The following is a 17422-nucleotide window of genomic DNA, read 5'->3' as shown; positions in this document are numbered from 1 at the left end:
TGTCAGCCGAGGTGCCACACCTCGTCAATCGGTTGCCACAACGCACCAGGAGTGCGTTCCTCGGCGATCCTCACCTGGCAAGGGTCGGTGTGCGTCCACCACTCCTGCGACACCGGGTCGTCCGCGATCCGCCGCATGTCGGCATCGTGATCATCGCCGACATACTCGTAGTACGCGAACAGAATGTCGCCGAAGACAAAGATGCTGTAGTTGCGAATGTTGCATTCGGCAAGCTTCTGCTCGACGCCAGGCCAGACTGCACTGTGCAGCTTCAGGTATTCCTCGCGCTTCTCAGGACGCACACCGACCACGAACGCCCGGCGCTCCGGTTCGCGCGTCACGAGACCGGCCTCAGCGGTACGGCGGGAACGTCGATCACGTCCGGCTCGGCCACCAGCCGCAAAGCGGCGCGCTCAGGCCGGACGTGGGGCCCGGTCGCTGCCGGAACCGCCGCCGCGGACGGCACCAGCTGCGACTCGTCCACCAGAATGCCGATCCCCGGACGGTCGCCCAAGATGATCCCGCCGTCGTCGAAGGTCTGGTCGACGTCCAGCCCGATCGGGAAATGAAGATCCTGGACCTCATAAGTCAGAAGATTCGGTACGGCGACAGCCGCGTGAGCGACCGGATTCGCGTTGTAGGCAACGGGACTCACCGGCAGGTCGTGCCCGTGAGCCAATGTCGCCACCCGGAGGAAATGGGTGATCCCCCAGACGTTGCCCACCTGCACGACGTCCAGCGCCCTGGCATCGAGCAGCGGACGATACTGCTCCAGCCCGGTCAGGTTCTCGCCGCTGGCGATCGCCGCCCGAACCTTCCCGCGCAACGCGGCCATACCTGCGGCGTCCCACCTGCGCAGCGGCTCCTCCACCCAGGTGAGGTCCATCTTCTCCTCGATGGCAGCCACGTACCGGGTGGCCTGGGCCTGGTTCCATGACTCGTTGGCATCGAACATGAGCGCGGGCCGCCGGGAATTACGGCCGAGCACCTCGCGCATGATCTCCAGCCGGGGCAGGTCACGGTCCAAATCACGGCCGCCCTTGAGCTTCCCCGCCTTGAACCCGCGGTCAGCGAACCGGCCGTAGAGTTCGGCGAGCTCCTCGTCGGCCAGGCCGTACTCGAGGCCGGAGGCGTACCCGGGGACGAACCGTTCGCGCGCCCCGAGCGTCCGCCAGAGCGGTTCGTCGGCCGCCTTGGCCTTGAGATCCCACAGGGCAGTGTCGATCGCCCCGATCGTGCCGAACACCGGTCCGGAATGACCGGTCTTGAAAACCCAGTCGAGCATCCGGTCGTAGAGGGCGACGACCGCCCGGGGGTCCTCGCCCTCGACGGCCGGGAAGACCCGCGCGATGTCGCCGTGCGGGCCGACGCCGACTCCTTCGAGCCCGCTGTCCGTCTCGATGATGAGGACGGGCACCGGCGTGGTGTTGCCACTCTGGACGCCGTTGACGTCGCCGGTGACTCTCCCCCAGTCATGAACGGTGCTCAGACTTCGGTATCCAGTGATCTTCACAGGTAGTTCTCCTTGAAAGCCGGAGCGGTCATTCCTTGGTTCCTCCCGCCGTCATCCCATCGACGAGGAACCGCTGGGAGAAGAGGAAGACGATCAGCACCGGCAGGATCGAGACGACCGTCGCCAACGCCAGGGTAGGCAGCTGGATGGAGTCCGAGCCCGCCGAGCTGGGGTTGAACGCGGGAGTCGCGGCCAGCAGCGAGGTGAGGCCGACCTGGATCGGGTAGCCGTCGCTCGAGGGCAGCATCACGAACGGCAGGAAGAAGTTGTTCCAGTTCTGCACGAAGCTGAAGAAGGCGACCAGCGCAACGATCGGCGCGGCCAGCGGCAGAGCGATCCGCGCGAAGACCTGGAACTCGGTGCAACCGTCGATCCGGGCGGCTGCCAGCAGGTCACGCGGAATGCTCGTCGAGAAATAGATGTAGGTGAGGTACACGCCGAAGGGGAAGAACGACATCGGCAAGATGACCGACAGTGGACTCCCGATCAAGCCGATGCCGTTCAGCTCCAGAAAGATTGGCAGAACCAGTGCCGTGCTGGGAATGAGCATCACCACCAGGGTCAGCACTAGAAGCGCACGGCGCAACTTGAACTCGGTGAGCGCGAGTGCGTACCCGGCGGGAATGCTCACCACGAGGGTGATCACCAGCGCTCCCACCGCGTAGACCGCGGAGTTGGCGATCCAGGTCGTGACCGCGCCGTCCTGGAAGGCGAACAGCTGGTTCCAGTTGGCGACGAGGTCGTGCCACGACCCGACGGAGAACGGATTCGAGACGACCAGGGATCTGGCGGACTTGGTGACCGCGAACAACAGCCAGACGATCGGAATGGCGAAGAAACCGACGAAGAGGATCGTCACCAGGCTCGCGACCGACCGGCCACTCCATCCTCGGAGGTTCACACGACGGCTTTCGGCGTACATGCTCATTCCCTCTCGAAGAGGCCACCGCGGGTCACGAACACCCAGGACAGCAGGAGCGCGACGACCAGCAGGATGAGTGAGATGGCGGCAGCTCCGTTGAAGTCGTTCTGCTGGAAGGCGTACTGGTAGGCGAGTTGATTCAGCGAATAGTCGTTGGGGACCACAGCATTGCTGGCCTGGCTGAGCAGTTGCGGCTCGACGAACAGCTGGGTGCCGGCCGCCAGCGACATGACCCCCATGTAGGCGATCCACTTGCGGAGCAGTGGAAGCTGGATCTTGAGCGCGATCTGTACGGCGCTCGCACCGTCGACCTTGGCTGCCTCGATCACCTCCGTGCTGATGTTGTTCAGCGCGCCATACATGATCACGATCCACCCGCCCGCTCCGGTCCAGAACGCGATGATCGCGAAGATGGCCGGCAGATGCCCGGGCTGGATCACCGCTACGAAGCTGTCGAACCCGAACGCGTGCAGCAGGCCGCTGACCGGACTGGCGGTCGGATCGAGGACGAACAGCCAGAGCAGGACACTGGACGCGCCCGCGAGAGCGCCCGGCAGGTAGTAGATGAAGCGCAACGCGGTGCTCGCCCAGCGCAGGCGTACGGCGTGCACGAGCAAGGCCAGCCCGACGACGAAGACGACCAGACCGACGAGCCAGATGACGAGGTAGACCGTCACATGGAGCACGGCCGGCCAGAACCGGAAGTCGCCGATCACCTTTGTGAAGTTGGCGATGCCGGCGAATCCCCCGTCGACATTGGTGAACGCCAGCACCACGGCGTACAGGGAAGGAACTACCCCGAACGCCAGCGCGAGGAGTGCGTAGAGCGAGACGAAGACGTAGCCGATCCGGGTGTGACCGGGTGCCCGGCCGGTCGGCCGGGCCGGTCGCCGGTGCTCGGCGGCACCGGCGATCAGCTGGTCGCTCGGTGGAGCGATGGTCATGTCAGTTCACCGAGTATCCGTTGACCTTGGCCTGGTTCTCGATCGCCTGCTGCCAGGTCGGCAGCAGTTCCACGATCGACTTGCCCCCGGTGACCGCCGTGGTCACCGTCTTCGCCCAGACCGCTTCCTGGCTGAAGGTGCCGTAGCCCCAGCCGTCCCAGATCTGCGAGGCGGCGGTCACCACCGGCTCCAGCGAGGTCGCGAAGTACTTGCTGGACTCCTGCTTGGCGACCCACTTCTCGGCGGCCGGCGCATAGGCGGGGTAGCCCGGCGCGACATTCACCTGGTAGTCGTCGGCGGTCGTGACGAACTGGACGAACTTCTCCGCAGCCTGCAGGTTCTTGGAATGGCTGGAGATGAACCACGTCCCGCCACCCACGTTGCCGGTGACCGGCTTGTCCTCACCCTTCCACGGCAGCGGCGCGGCGATGCCGAGCTGGCCGGCCGGAACGTTCAGAGACTGCGGGTTGTTGAAGATCGCTCCGGCGTACCAGGCGGGACCGGGCATCATCAGCACCTTGCCGGAGTACTTTTTCACGAACTCCGGGGTGAAGACACTGACGACGGGGACCGTGCCGTTTCCGCGGAGGGTGTCCAGCATCGCCGCTGCCCGCTTGCACTCGGTCGTGTCGGTCTTCACGGTGACTGCCTTGGGACCGGTAACGCCATTGGCCTGGCACTTGCTGGCCCAGAAGAAGACCTCCGGCGTCCAGGCGTCTCCGGCAGTGCCGATGATGTAGCCGGGGTGCTGCTGAGCAACCTTCTCACCGAGGGCCTGGTATTCCTCCCAGGTGGTCGGTACGGCGTAACCGAACTGATCCAGCAGCTTCTTGTTGTACCAGAGCACCGCCTGGGCGAGATCGTTACGGAGGCAGTACACGTGACCGTCCACCGTGCAAGGGTTGAGTGAGCCTTCGGTGAACTTCGCGAGCGTCTCAGCAGGGACCAGACCTTTGTCCAGCACGCCCGCGAATGCCTGCTTACCGCCGCTCTTCTGACTGGCCCACGCCGCGTCGTTGTTCTGGGTGGAGAAGACGACGTCCGGCCAGCCGCTGTCAGCCCGATCGAAGAGCTGCATCTTCGTGCGGAACGAGTTCGACCCGTTCGCCGAGCCGTCGTAGCTGACCACCTGGATCTTGGTGTCCGGATCGGCCTTCTGGAACGCCTTCGCAGCGGCCTGCCGGTCGGCGTCCACCCAGACCGTGATCGTCGAGGCGGTGTCCTGTTTGGCTTCGGGGAAGCCGTACGACCCGGTCGCCGAGCTGGTGCTGCTGCCGCATCCGGCGAGCGCCAAGAACGCGCAGAGTCCGGCGGCGATCAGCGCCGCGGTGGGACGGCGGTGAACCGCGGTGTGGAATCCGGCCATGAACTGTCCTTGTCTTGTCGGCTCCGGTGACGACGCGGAGTGAATCGTGCCCGATCATCGAGCATACGTATTATGTTTATCACCGCTGCAGCTGGAAGAACAGAGCCCTTGTCGCAAACATCATACGTATGCTAACTCTGTCTGTCGGGGTATCGACGCCCCTCCGACAGGAAGCGATCGCACATGACATTGACCAGGCCAAGGGGGCGCAGCTCGGTCGTCCTCGCGCTGCTCGGCAGTGGTGCCGTCATCGCATCAGCGGGGCTCAGTCCGCTGACTGCGCAGGCCGCACCGGCGACCGTCTACTACGCAGCGCCCGACGGCAAGGACACCGGTCACTGCAGCCAGGCCAAACCCTGCTCGCTCGAACGAGCGCAGAAGGTGATCCGGCCGGCCGTGAAGCACGGCGACGTGACCGTTGAACTTGCCGACGGCAACTATCGTCTCTCGGCACCGCTCCGGTTCGGGGCCGAGGACGGCGGCGGCGAGCACACCGTCCGCTGGACTGCCGCACCCGGCGCCCATCCCGTCGTCACGGGCGCATCGAAGGTCACCGGCTGGTCCAGGTCCGGCGCGGGATCCGGGATCTGGGAGGCGAACACTCCGGCCGGCCTCGACAGCCGTCAGCTGTACGTGAACGGCGTGATCGCTCCGCGCGCCGCCATCCGCCTCGCCAACTCGGACGTCACTCCGACCGCGACGGGGCTCACCATCAACAACCCCGCGCTCAGCTATCTCGCGACGCTGCCCGACCAGGGCCGGATCGAGTTCGAATCACTGGGCGACTTCACCAACCGGTATTCGCCGGTTCAGAGCATCAGCGCCACCGAGATCACGATGGCGCAGCCGGCCTGGGACAACAACACCTGGGGCTGGGACACGGTCCAGCGATCCTTCCTGGCCGGCCCGAGCTGGTACCTCGACAATTCGCTGAGCTTCCTCACCCAGGTCGGTCAGTGGTACATCAGCCCGACCGGCGGCAAGCTCTACTACAAGCCCGCCGACGGCGTCGACCCGAACCAACTCGACGTCGAGCTGCCGCGGCTGCAGTCCCTGATCAGCATCGGCGGCACGTACGACGAGCCGGTGACCGGGCTTGCCTTCGACGGCATCCAGTTCTCCGGAACGTCGTGGCTCGGCCCGTCGGTCGACGGGTACGCCGATCAGCAGAACGGACTCTTCCTCAAGGGCTCGTACGACTATCGCCCCGCGGACGCCTTCGCGAGCTGCTCGCGCGGTTGCGAGCTGTTCGAACGAGCCCGTACGACGTGGTTCCAGGAACCCGCCGCCGTCCAGGTATCGGCCGCCAGCCGCATCTCCTTCACCGGCAACACGTTCACCAACCTCGGACAGTCGGCGCTCGGCATCGGGAACGACGCGAACGCCACCCTGACCGGACTCGGACTAGGTGCCGCCGGCATCGATGTCGTCGGCAACCGTTTCGTCGAGAACAGCGGCCACGGGGTCGCCGTCGGCGGCGTGCTGCCCGACGCGCATCACCCGAGCGATCCGCGGATGACCAACCAGAACATCCTGATCGAGAACAACACGATCAACCGGGTCGCCGTTGACTACAAGGACAACAGCGGCATCCTCAGCACCTATGTCACGAACGCCCGCATCCTCCACAACGAGGTCTCCAACGTTCCGTACGACGGCATCGACACCGGCTACGGCTGGGGCATCAACGACGCCGGCGGCTCGAACGACTACGTCGACCGCGGCTACTACAACTGGAACCCGCTCTACACGACACCGACCACGCTCAAGGACAACCGGGTCGAAGGCAACCTCGTGCACAACACGAAGGCACGCTTCGCCGACGGCGGCTCGGTCTACAACCTCTCCGCAAGCCCAGGCAGCGTGGTCGACAAGAACTACCTGTTCAACATCTCGGGCGTCGGCCTGTACCTCGATGAGGGTTCACGGTCGATGACGTACGAGAACAACGTGATCCAGGGCGGGTCGTTCGTGTTCACCAACGCCTCCAACCGGAACAACACCAGCGACAACCTCATCCAGAACAACTGGTACAACTCCGGCGGGGCCTCCACACCGGGTGCCGCTGCCCACAACAACAAGCTGATCAACAACGTGAAGATCAGCGGGGCCAACTGGCCCGCCGGCGCGCGTGACGTGATCTGCGCCGCCGGTGTCGCGCCGCAGTACCGGACGTCACTCAACGCGAACCAGTTCGGGTTCAGCGGCTGCCCGGTCGACGCCCCCGTAGCCGCCGGGCTCGCCACCACGTCCACGGTCAGCTCGTACTTCGGCCAGCGCGGCGGATCCTTCGGGATCGCTGCCGCCGGTGCCGATGTCTGGGGCGCCGGCGGTCAACACGACGACCAGTTCGGCTCGATCTACCGGGCGGGCTCGTTCGCGGCAGAGTCGACGGTGTCCGCGCGGGTCGTCGCGGTCAACGACGCCAACGCCTGGGCCAAGTCCGGGGTGATGGTCCGCAACGACATCACCAAGCCCGGGGCGTCCGCCGGTTATGCCGTCGTCGCGGTTACCGCACGCAACGGCGTCGTCTTCGAGTGGGACGCCAACGGCGACGGCTACCTGGACACCGACGCTCGGGCAGCCGTCGACAGTTACCGGCCCGTCTGGGTGAAGCTCGCCCGATCCGGTAGGTCCTACAGCGCCTCGTACTCCTATGACGGTGCGAACTACGTCCCGATCGGCGCCCCCGTGACCCTGAACTCGGCCGCAGCTCAGCAGGACGCCGGAATCTTCTCCACCTCCCACGACGTCACCCAGTCCGCCATCAACCAGTTCGACGCCGTCGCGTGGCCTAGCTAGCCCTGATTCAGCTGCTGATGCAGCCTGCCGGGAGGTCGAACCAGCGGAGGTTGTCGAATTCGGCGTTGACGGTTGCCTCGTCGGAGCTCGCGGTGTGCTGGCAAGCGGACAGCAACTGGCGGGCTTCGGCGAGGTAGTCGTCGAGCGCCGATTCGGGAGCCTTGTCGTCGTGGCGCGGGTAGCGCAGCGTGCCGTCCGCGTCGTAACCGACCTGCGAGAGGCGCATGGGAGGCTCGACCGGGCCGCGGTGGTGCTTCCAGAGGCCGTTCGCCGGGTCGAAACGGTAGTCGCGGAGCAGCCGCCAGCCGTCTCGCGCGACCAGGCGGACCGCCTCCACGACGTACGAGAAGACCGCTTCGGAGATGAAGTAGTTGAAGTTGACCCGGACCCAGCCCGGCTTGATCCCCTCGCAGCCGTGCATGATCTCCTCGGCGAACTCCGCCGACTGCTGCAGATCGATCCCGAGCAGCGTGTGCCCGTAGGGTCCGGCGCACGAACAGCCGCCGCGCGACTGGATCCCGAACAGGTCGTTCAGCAGCGCGACGACGAAGTTGTGGTGCAGGTAGCGCCCGGACGGTGCCTTCACCACGAACGAGACGATCGACAGCCGCTCGGCGTCCAGGTTGCCGAGAATCTGGATGTTCGGCTCCGCGCGCCACGCGTCGACCGCGCGCCGTAGGTAGGCGTCCTCGTGCGCGCGGATCACGTCGATCCCGACCGCCTGCTTGAGCTGGAAGACCAGGCCGGCCCGGATCGACTCGATGATGGCCGGCGTGCCACCTTCCTCGCGATGGATCGGGTCGTCGAGGTAGCGGTGCCCGGTCGGGTTCACGAAGGCGACGGTGCCGCCGCCCGGTACGTCGGGGACGCGGTTGTGCAACAGGTCGCGGCGCGCGACCAGCACGCCCGGCGTACCGGGTCCGCCGATGAACTTGTGCGGACTGAGGAAGATCGCGTCCTTGTACGCCAGCGGGTCGGCCGAGCGCCCGCCGTACATGTCGATCTCGATGTACGGCGCGGCGGCGGCGAAGTCCCAGAACGACAAGGCGCCGTGCCGGTGCAGCAGGGCGGAGACGCGATGGGTGTTGCTGACGATGCCGGTGACGTTGCTCGCGGCGGAGAACGAGCCGATCTTGAGCGGGCGGTCGGCGTACCGGAGGAGTTCTTCCTCGAGTCGCGGGATGTCGATGTGGCCGTCGGAGTCCTGGCCGATCGTCACCACGTCCGCGATCGACTCGCGCCACGGCAGCTCGTTGGAGTGGTGCTCGTACGGGCCGATGAAGACCACCGGGCGGCGGTCGGCCGGGATCGTGTCGGTGAGGCTGTATTCGTCGTCGAGGCCGGCCGGGATGCGCAGGCCGAGGACGCCGATCAGCTTGTCGATCGCGCCGGTCGCGCCGGAGCCGCAGAAGATCACCGCGGTCTCGGCGTCGCCACCGACGCTGTCGTGGATGATCTTGCGGGCGTCCTCACGCAGCCGGGTGGTCTGCAGACCGGTGCCGCTGGACTCGGTGTGGGTGTTCGCGTACCGCGGCAGCACCTCGTCACGGATGAAGTCCTCGAGGAACGTCAGGGCGCGGCCGGACGCGGTGTAATCGGCGTACGTGACGCGGCGCGGTCCGTACGGCCCGGGCATCACCTGGTCGTCACCGATCACCGACGAGCGGATCTTGCTCAGCAGCGGGGTGTCCGGCGGCATCGCTGACCGGTCGCCCGCCAGTGCTTGACTGAACGGTCCGCCGGTCGGCAGCGCGTCGCTGGGCAGGGCGTCCTGGATGGTCATGGCGCCAGAGTAAGGCTCGTCAGTGACTTTTGCCTCCTGCCATAGTGGCTAGGGTTCAGGGCAGTCGATGGTGAGGAGCTGGGGATGACGTTTTCCGCCGAGTTGTGGGATCGCGGGGCCGCCAAGGTCTACGAGGAGATCCTCCGGCATCCGTTCATCACCGGGCTGACCGACGGCACGCTGGACCACGCCGCCTTCCGCTACTTCATCGTCCAGGACAGTCATTACCTCCGCGCCTACTCCCGTGCGCTCACGCTCGTTGCGGCGCGGGCGACCGATGCGGACGCGGTTCGCATGTTCGCCAAGCACGCGGCCGAGGCGATCGAGGTCGAGCAGGACCTGCACACGTCGCTCCTTGGGCCACTCGGTCTCACGCCGGCCGACGTCGACGCAGCTGGCTCGCGGCCGACAACCACGGCGTACATGTCCTATCTGACGGCCGTCTGCGCCACTGGCACGTACGCCGAAGCGGTGGCGGCCGTGCTGCCTTGCTACTGGATCTACCGCGACGTCGGCCGGGAGCTGATCAAGCGGTCGTCGCCGGATCCGGTGTATGCGCAATGGATCGGGACTTACGGATCCGCGGAGTTCGATTCGGTCGTAGAGTCGGTACTGGCGGTGACGGATCGGCTCGGCTCCGAGGTCGGCCCGGGCGAACGCGAACGTTGCCACCGGCACTTTTCCACCACTACCAGGTACGAGTGGATGTTCTGGGACGCCGCGTACCGCGAGCTCGATTGGCCGGTCGGATGAAGGACTTCTACGACGTCGTGATCGTCGGCGGCGGCCACAACGGGCTGGTCGCGGCTTCTTATCTGGCAGGCGCCGGCCTGTCCACGCTGGTGCTGGAGCAGCAGGGTCATACCGGCGGCGCGGCGGTCAGTCAGCAGGTGTTCCCTGGCGTCGACGCGCGCCTTTCGCGGTACTCGTATCTGGTCAGCCTGCTGCCCGACAAGATCGTCGCCGACCTCGGGCTCTCCCTCGAACTCCGGTCCCGCTCCGTCGCGTCGTACACGCCCGTACGCCGCGGTGGGCGCGACCTGGGCCTTCTGGTGGATCGCCCTGAGGGGCCGGCCACCCGCGCGTCCTTCTCCGCATTGACCGGGAGCGACGCGGAGTACGACGCCTGGCAAGCCTTCTATGCCTCGGTGGGAGAGGTCGCTGCTGTCGTGGCGCCGACACTGCTCGAGCCGCTTGTCTCGGGTACTTCGCTACGTCGTCGGGTGGATCCTGCCTTGTGGGAGGCGCTGGTCGAGCGGCCTTTCGGGGAGCTGGTGGAGTCGCGCTTCGCGGACGACACGGTGCGGGGTGTGGTCGCGACCGACTCCGTGATCGGGACGTTCGCCTCGCTGTGGGACGAGTCGCTGATCCAGAATCGGTGCTTCCTCTACCACCTGATCGGCAACGGGACCGGCGAATGGCGGGTGCCGGTCGGCGGGATGGGCGCCGTGACGGACGCGCTGGCTGCCTCTGCCCGACGAGCCGGCGCTTCGCTGGTCACGAACGCCTCCGTGACCGCGGTCGAGGCCGACGGGACTCGCGGATCCGTGACGTGGCTCGGCGGTGACGGAGAGCGCTCGGTCGACTGCTCCTACGTGCTGGCCAATGTGGCGCCTGCCACCCTCGATGCCCTCCGCGGCCGACCTGGTGTCTCGCGGCCTGAAGGGTCGCAGCTGAAGATCAACCTGCTGCTGTCGCGGCTCCCCGCTTTGCGGTCCGGCGACGACCCTTCGCGCGCCTTCGCCGGGACCTTCCACATCGACGAGGACTACTCCCAGCTTGCTACAGCATTTGCTGAGGCAGCTGGCGGTGTCCTGCCCGCCGTACCGCCGTCCGAGGTCTACTGCCACTCACTGACCGACCCGTCCATCCTCAGCCCATCACTGGTCGCCTCCGGGCACCAGACCCTCACTGTCTTCGGCGTCCACTTCCCCGCCCGCTTGTTTGCCTCCGACAACGATGCCGCCCGCAACGAGTCCGTACGCCGGGTGCTCGCCGGCCTCGAGTCCTACCTGGCCGAGCCGCTCGAACCCTGCATCGCCCGGGACGCCGACGGCAACCTCTGCATCGAGGCGAAAACCCCGCTGGACATCGAGGAATCGATCGGCATGCCCGGCGGCCACATCTTCCACGGCGACCTCCAATGGCCCTGGCTCGACGACTCGGTCGACACCGGCCGCTGGGGCGTCGAGACCGACGTCGCCAACCTCCTCATCTGCGGCTCCGGCGCCCGCCGCGGCGGCGCCGTCAGCGGCATCCCCGGCCACAACGCCGCCCAGGCCGTCCTCGAACTACACCCCTGAAGTTCGGGCCATAACCGATTTCGCATCACCCCGCCGCTCCTGCTACGATCCTCTTCGTTCGCACAACGGAACATGCGCCGCTAGCTCAATTGGCAGAGCAGCTGACTCTTAATCAGCGGGTTCGGGGTTCGAGTCCCTGGCGGCGCACCAGCATCGAGGCCCAGGCAGATATCGCAATCTGTTCCTGGGCCTTTGTGCTGTCCACGCACCACTCTGCCGGACGTCGTTCCTCTCGGATTCGCCAGCGACCGAGCCCGCACCCGCCGACGACCCTCCCGGCGATCGGCCATGCTGACCCATCATCACTGTGCGTCACATCACAACCCTCAGCAGCCCAGTTCTACGCCGAAGACTCAGCCCGCTTCGCCTCCGACCGCGGCCTCCATCAGTCCCAGAAGCGATCGACCGGAAGTTCGGAAGCTCATCGCGCAGTTCGGTACGCGCGGGCGTCGACCAGCAAGCAGAGCCCTGTCAGCCACAACACCTACGACCCCGCCGGTTTCGAGATGCCTGTTCGGACCCGACCGGAGACTCGGTATTCGTGCACCGCGGCCTGCCGTAGCGGAGCCGGCAGAGCTGGACCGCTTCGACGGTGTTGTCGCCCGGTTGACACGCGACCGGCTTGCCTGGCTCAGTGGACGCCGTTGATGCTGGGGGGAGCTGACTCGAGGGTGATGCGCGGATCGAGCAGGCCGATGGTCGCGGCGAGATGACGTTCGAGCAGATCCTGGTAGAAGGCCAACTCCTCGGCGCCGGCCCGGAGCGGAAGGCGGACGGGTTGGTTGCCCACGATCATCAATTGGCGCAGGTAGGTGCCGAGGGCGTGGTTCAGCACGGCGTACGCCGGAATGTCTTGGTCCTGGTGGTGCAAGACCTGGTCGGAGAACTGGATCACCGGGTGAACGAACGCGTGCCGGAACTTCCGGGCCAGCGGGCCGTCAATCGACCAGATGTCCAGGTCGACGAACGCGTAGGGAACGTTGAGCCGCAACTCCTGGGAGAAGCGGAAGATCTCTCCGAGTGGATCGAGTTGGCCGGTCTCAGGCAGCGACGGTACGACGAACCGCGCCATCTCCCAGGGCAGCGGCCACTCCAGCCGGTCGCAGAGCGCCTGGACGAACGGCACGTATTCTGTCGCGAGGTCGCGGATCGGCGACAGGTTGCCGCGGCCGAGGTTTCCGATGGCCAGGAACATGCGGTGCGGCGGACTGACACTGTTGGCGTCATAGCCGGGGCGCCGAAATCCCGCCTGGTGGGGCAGCAACGCGCCATTAAGCGCCAGGTCGGCGACTGCCGAGAAGGTCAGGCAGAAGGCCGCCGGATCGTCGGTGAAGCCCGCCGCGAGGGCCCAGCGGATCCAGCTGCTGTACTGCGTGGAGCCGGGCAACTGCCTTGCGAGGGTCTCCAGGTCGGACGGGTACACACGCCAGTGCTCACTGATGTGTGCAGCGCTCTCCAGAACCGCCGCAGTACTGCCGTTGTCGGTGAGGGCTCGCAGATGAAGATCCAGTGCCGGGCTGCTCTGGCGAGGTGCCCCGGGAGCGACTCCCACTCGATGCCCGAGATCGGTCAGCCAGAGCACCAGCAGCTCCTCCAGCTCGACGTACAGGTCGGGGAACGTACGCCCGGCGAAGGCGGGGTTCTCCAGCAGGACGCGGGTCCAATGCTCCTGTTCTCCTTCGAGATGGATCAGGACGACCTCCGCGAGATACCAGGCATAGAGCTCGATGCGAAGTTGCCGCCAGCGATCGCCGCGTTGCCGGGCGATCTGGGTGATGAGTGGCGGCGCAGGGTCTTCGCCGAGGGCGTCGAGGCCGGCGAGGAGGTGAAGCACCCGGCTGGTCTGGAACTGCTTGATCAGCTGGAAGTAGTACCCGTACGACGTGGCCAGCGTCTGGTACGCGTGCGTCGTTTCGTGCCGGACGGTCCTGGTCGCCCGCAAGGCCGGGCCGCCGTTCTCGTACTCGGCCCGGCTGAAGTCGTAGCTGGCGGTGAGCGAGATCGCGTCCATGTGCCCGGAGAGCGGGCGGTCGCGCAGCGTCGGCCCGGCGACCAGATCGAGGATGTCGTCCCCGTCGCTCATCGAGGTCAGTCTTCGCGGGGCCGGAACCGCGGAGCGGTCTCCAGATCGAGCAATGTCTCGTCGTCCGGATCGGCCTGGCCTACACCAACCAGCTCGAGGACGATCTTGTGGATCTGCTGGTTCTGGTACGACGCGCTGCCGCCGGCCGTGACGATCTGGAGATCCAGTCCGCCCTGAATCTCACGGTCGACCTGGGCCACGAAGTTCACCTCGAGAGTCAGCCGCTCGACCTCGAAGATCGCCCCTTCGCCACGTTCCTGGCGCTCCTGCTGCGATTCCCGAAGCTCCCGCTGCACCCGCGCGAGCAGTTCCTTGAGGAACAACGAGCCTTCAAGGTCCGCGACTGTCTGCCTCGGCCGCAAGCGCATGCGATCTCCCTCGTACGACGGACGTCTGCCTAGCAGCGTAAGGCTTCTCATGGGAGACGTGGGACAAATCGACGGTGACTGCGCGGCGAGATCCCTCGATCCGGCAGCGATCGGATTGAGCCCGGGCGCGGGACGGCCTGGCGATATAGCCGGCATCCCAGACGGCCTTGCGTGGCAGGTGCTGCACCCGTGGGGGCTGTTGTCGGCCGGATGCTCGGAGATAGTCCAGCTGTTCTTGCTGGGCAGCCCGGACTGTAACCCCAGCGTGCCCTCGGATCTAGTACATCAACTGGGTTTGATGTAACTTCGAGCCCGTGGTTTCCGATGTTGCGGCCTTGCCAGAGTTCGTTCGGCTCGTGAGCCATCCGCTGCGATGGCGAGTGATGGGCGAGCTCGCGCGAAGCGACTTGCGGGTCCGTGAGCTCGTCACCCTTGTCGATGAGCCGCAGAATCTTGTCTCCTATCATCTGCGACTCCTGCGCGACGGCGGCCTGGTGGCATCGAGACGCAGCAGCTTCGACGCGCGAGACAGCTACTACCACCTCGACCTCGACCGCTGCGTCGAAGAGCTTGCGGGTCTTGGAACCGCGCTCCATCCCGCTCTGCGGGTGCCGCCGGTGCCGGATTCGCCGACGCGACAGTCAGGGAGGTCGAGCGTCCTGTTCGTCTGCAGCGGCAACAGCGGCCGATCGCCAATCGCCGAAGCCCTACTGCATCACCGAGCCGGGCACCGGGTGCGAGTGAGCAGCGCCGGCACCCGGCCCAAGGACCACATCCATCCTCACGTGATCCGGGTACTGCGTGAGCAGTACGACATCGACATCGATGGACAGGCCCCTCGTGCGCTCGACTCAGCGCAAGGCCGTCGTCGGTTCGACCGCGTGATCACCTTGTGCGACAACGCCCGTGAAGCACTCCCCGCCACCGGGTTCCGGCCGCGCACACACTGGTCCATCGCCGACCCAGCGGCCGACGGCGACGGCCGGAGCAACTACTCGACATACGTGTCGGTCGCGGCCGAGATCGACACCCGCGTTCGGCATCTGCTGCCGAGCCTCAGCATGTAGCTGGAGGATTGAGCATGGACACCTTCGCAAGCGTCCGCTACATCGTCGACGACGTACCGGCGGCCAGCTTTTTCTACACCACCCACCTCGGCTTCATCCTGCGCAGCAACCCGGCACCAGCCTTCGCCGACGTCACCCTCGGACCGCTGCGCCTGCTCCTGTCCGGACCCCAGTCTTCGGGCGCCCGGGCCACTCCAGACGAGACAGCCGGACCGGGCCGGAACCGTATCCACCTGATCGTGGACGACCTCGATACCGAGATCGATCGGCTGCAAGCCGCCGAGGTTCCGTTCCGTAGCGAACTCACCACAGGACCAGGCGGCCGCCAGATTCTCATCGCCGACCCCGCCGGCAACCTCGTCGAACTGTTCCAGCCCGCGACCTGACGCTACAGCGAGCGTCGCTGGAGGAGGTCAGCAAGCAGGCCGTGCATTACAAGCATGGGCTGCATGGCCGACGCCACATTGACGCATGATGGCGAGCTAGCCCGTCCGATCCTTTCGTGACCGGGGATATCGCCATGCCGCGCGCGCAAGCCTCTATCCGAATTCGTACACCAGGTTCACGCGGCCGTTTGGGAGTTGGTGGACGGTGCGGAGGGTAAGGGGGCGACGCGTTCCGGTGGGTGGGAAGAGCGCCGTTCCGTCGCCGGCGATCAGCGGGTGTATGTGGAGGTGTAGCTCGTCGACGAGGCCGGCCTCGAGCAGGCCGGTGGTGGTGCGGGCGCCGCCGATCAGGTAGATGTCCTTGCCTGGTTGGTCTTTGAGCGCCGCGACCTCGTCGGTGCTGCGCAGGAAGGTCGTCCGGGGCCAGTTCGCCTTCGTCAGGGTCTTGGACAAGACGTAGTGCGGGACCTGGGCGGCGAAGCGGGCCCATTCGATCTCGGCCGGCGTCGGCACCGTGCCGGTGAAGGGAAGCGGCTTGCCGGGCTCGGCCTGCTCGATCGCGGTCCAGTACTGCTCGTGGCCGGGATACATCCCTCCGCCCAGTAGGCAGGCGTCGATGCGCGGCATCAGCTCGTAGTTGTCGCCCCACTCGTCGACCCAGTCCGCGAACCCCTCCGATCCGGCGATCTTGCCATCGACGGAGACCTGCATTCCAGCAATCAGTTTTCGCATCGTGAGCTCGCTTCGGCGCCGGTGATGTTCACGCCGACGACGCTAGTCGAGAGCGGTTAGGCTCTCTTGTAGATTTGTGTCCGGTTGGATCGGAGGACGAACACGATGCCAACGGCAAGCCTCCATGGGGAGATCGCGGCCCCGGATGCTGTTCTCACGCTGCTCGGTCAAGCGCCCGGCGTACGGGTCGTCGACCACGACTGCCGCAAACCGGCGGGCGACCGGGGCTCGTACGAATACAGCCGCGATTTCGGCGTGGTCTTCGTACGCCGGGGCGGGTACTGGCGTGAGGTCAACGGCCAGGGCGCCTACCTGGGACCGACCGATGCGTTCTTCGAGCGACCGTTCGCCGAACAGCGCATCACCCACCATCGCGACGGCGGCGACCGCTGCCTGTCGCTGTGGCTGTCCGAAGACGCCGTCTGCGCGTTGACCGGCGACGGGCGCGTTCCCGATGAGCCGATCACCACCACCCCTGCCATCGATCTTCGGCATCGCGAACTCGTCGTTGCGCTGCGCCGCGGCATCGATCGGTTCGAACTGGACGAACGGCTGGTGCACCTCGTCGGTGCCTTGACCGAACGGGCGGCACCGGGGCGGTTGACGGCCCGCCGTTCGGCCACCCGGACCAGTCACCACGGCATCGTTCAGCAAGCCCGGGAAGCGATCGTCTCGGACCCGGCGGGCACGGATTTCGCAGACCTGGCGCATACCCTCGGGCACACGCGATTCCACGTCAGCCGCGTGTTTTCGCGGACGACCGGTATGACGCTCTCGCAGTTCCGCAACCGGGTTCGGGTCGCCATCGCACTCGACCGGCTGGCCGACGGACACGAGAACCTCGCACTGTTGTCCTCCGAGCTCGGTTTCGTCGACCAGAGCCACCTCTCACAGGCCGTCCGCACTTTCACCGGCAAGCGACTGAGCGAACTCCGGTCACGACTGGGCCAGCACGACCGACCCGCCACCCGGGCCGAGCGCAGGATCAAGTCCGTAGCCGGCCCAGCGAGACAGCACGGCCTGCTGGACCTCAACGGCGACGATGAGAAACCCCAAAAAAAGCTAATCGGATGAAACTCCTCCGCATATCTTGACATGGGCTCCACCGCCCGACGATGCTATCCGGAGCGATTTCCTCCACTTGCCAGACGCG

The 17422-nt window shown here is 66.3% G+C and carries 15 protein-coding genes and 1 tRNA gene; 7 read left to right on the top strand and 9 right to left on the bottom strand.

All coding sequences use genetic code 11. From position 1 onward, the window contains the following. Nucleotides 1–2 precede the first annotated feature (2 nt). From ABZ004_RS17780 to ABZ004_RS17760, 5 genes are read right to left on the bottom strand one after another with little or no spacing between them, the layout of a single operon-like run. Nucleotides 3–341: an L-rhamnose mutarotase gene (locus ABZ004_RS17780; protein WP_355680952.1), complete on the bottom strand. Its 339-nt coding sequence runs from the start codon at nt 339–341 to the stop codon at nt 3–5. Further along, entirely contained in the window at nt 338–1513 is a 1176-nt protein-coding gene (locus ABZ004_RS17775) for a mandelate racemase/muconate lactonizing enzyme family protein (protein WP_355680951.1), read from the bottom strand. Before ABZ004_RS17775 ends, ABZ004_RS17780 begins: the two co-directional genes overlap by 4 nt. 28 nt (nt 1514–1541) lie before the next feature. Further along, a complete protein-coding gene (locus ABZ004_RS17770) occupies nt 1542–2435 on the bottom strand; it encodes a carbohydrate ABC transporter permease (protein WP_355680950.1) in 894 nt (297 codons plus the stop codon). Between the two features lie 2 nt (nt 2436–2437). Beyond that, on the bottom strand, nt 2438–3379 hold the full coding sequence (locus ABZ004_RS17765) for a sugar ABC transporter permease (RefSeq protein ID WP_355680949.1): 942 nt from the start codon (nt 3377–3379) through the stop codon (nt 2438–2440). A gap of 1 nt (nt 3380) precedes the next feature. Beyond that, the gene (locus ABZ004_RS17760; RefSeq protein WP_355680948.1) at nt 3381–4745 is read right to left on the bottom strand and encodes an extracellular solute-binding protein; all 1365 of its coding nucleotides are present in this window, start codon (nt 4743–4745) and stop codon (nt 3381–3383) included. Between the two features lie 183 nt (nt 4746–4928). Here ABZ004_RS17760 and ABZ004_RS17755 point away from each other — a divergent pair, with 183 nt between their 5' ends. Continuing rightward, nucleotides 4929–7547, top strand: coding sequence for a hypothetical protein (locus tag ABZ004_RS17755; RefSeq protein ID WP_355680947.1), 2619 nt, complete (start codon nt 4929–4931; stop codon nt 7545–7547). A 7-nt stretch (nt 7548–7554) separates the two neighbouring features. Here the strand turns inward: ABZ004_RS17755 and ABZ004_RS17750 are convergent, their stop codons facing one another. Further along, complete coding sequence (locus tag ABZ004_RS17750) at nt 7555–9330, bottom strand: aminotransferase class V-fold PLP-dependent enzyme (RefSeq protein ID WP_355680946.1); 1776 nt, start codon at nt 9328–9330, stop codon at nt 7555–7557. Between the two features lie 84 nt (nt 9331–9414). Here ABZ004_RS17750 and tenA point away from each other — a divergent pair, with 84 nt between their 5' ends. The 3 genes from tenA to ABZ004_RS17735 all read left to right on the top strand — a co-directional run bounded on the left by tenA (nt 9415) and on the right by ABZ004_RS17735 (nt 11783). Continuing rightward, nucleotides 9415–10083, top strand: a complete 669-nt coding sequence (gene tenA / locus ABZ004_RS17745) for a thiaminase II (protein ID WP_355680945.1) — start codon at nt 9415–9417, stop codon at nt 10081–10083. Beyond that, nucleotides 10080–11633: an NAD(P)/FAD-dependent oxidoreductase gene (locus ABZ004_RS17740; protein ID WP_355680944.1), complete on the top strand. Its 1554-nt coding sequence runs from the start codon at nt 10080–10082 to the stop codon at nt 11631–11633. Before tenA ends, ABZ004_RS17740 begins: the two co-directional genes overlap by 4 nt. A 74-nt stretch (nt 11634–11707) precedes the next feature. Then, a tRNA-Lys gene (locus tag ABZ004_RS17735) sits at nt 11708–11783 on the top strand. A gap of 481 nt (nt 11784–12264) precedes the next feature. Here the strand turns inward: ABZ004_RS17735 and ABZ004_RS17730 are convergent. After that, nucleotides 12265–13716 carry a hypothetical protein gene (locus ABZ004_RS17730; RefSeq protein ID WP_355680943.1) on the bottom strand — a complete coding sequence of 484 codons (1452 nt, stop codon included), beginning with the start codon at nt 13714–13716 and terminating at the stop codon, nt 12265–12267. Nucleotides 13717–13721: 5 nt separating this feature from the next. Continuing rightward, nucleotides 13722–14084 (bottom strand): trypco2 family protein, encoded by a 363-nt coding sequence (locus tag ABZ004_RS17725; RefSeq protein WP_355680942.1) that lies wholly within the window; start codon nt 14082–14084, stop codon nt 13722–13724. A 314-nt stretch (nt 14085–14398) separates the two neighbouring features. Between ABZ004_RS17725 and ABZ004_RS17720 the strand changes: the two genes are divergently transcribed. After that, a complete protein-coding gene (locus ABZ004_RS17720; RefSeq protein WP_355680941.1) occupies nt 14399–15151 on the top strand; it encodes an ArsR family transcriptional regulator in 753 nt (250 codons plus the stop codon). A gap of 14 nt (nt 15152–15165) precedes the next feature. Next, nucleotides 15166–15537: a VOC family protein gene (locus ABZ004_RS17715; RefSeq protein WP_355680940.1), complete on the top strand. Its 372-nt coding sequence runs from the start codon at nt 15166–15168 to the stop codon at nt 15535–15537. Between the two features lie 153 nt (nt 15538–15690). Here the strand turns inward: ABZ004_RS17715 and ABZ004_RS17710 are convergent, their stop codons facing one another. Then, on the bottom strand, nt 15691–16269 hold the full coding sequence (locus ABZ004_RS17710; RefSeq protein WP_355680939.1) for a dihydrofolate reductase family protein: 579 nt from the start codon (nt 16267–16269) through the stop codon (nt 15691–15693). A gap of 105 nt (nt 16270–16374) precedes the next feature. Between ABZ004_RS17710 and ABZ004_RS17705 the strand changes: the two genes are divergently transcribed. Further along, on the top strand, nt 16375–17343 hold the full coding sequence (locus ABZ004_RS17705; protein ID WP_355680938.1) for an AraC family transcriptional regulator: 969 nt from the start codon (nt 16375–16377) through the stop codon (nt 17341–17343). Nucleotides 17344–17422 lie beyond the last annotated feature (79 nt).

The organism is Kribbella sp. NPDC006257 (assembly GCF_040613535.1).
Classification (GTDB): domain Bacteria; phylum Actinomycetota; class Actinomycetes; order Propionibacteriales; family Kribbellaceae; genus Kribbella.
This window is presented reverse-complemented; position numbering and strand designations above follow the sequence as displayed.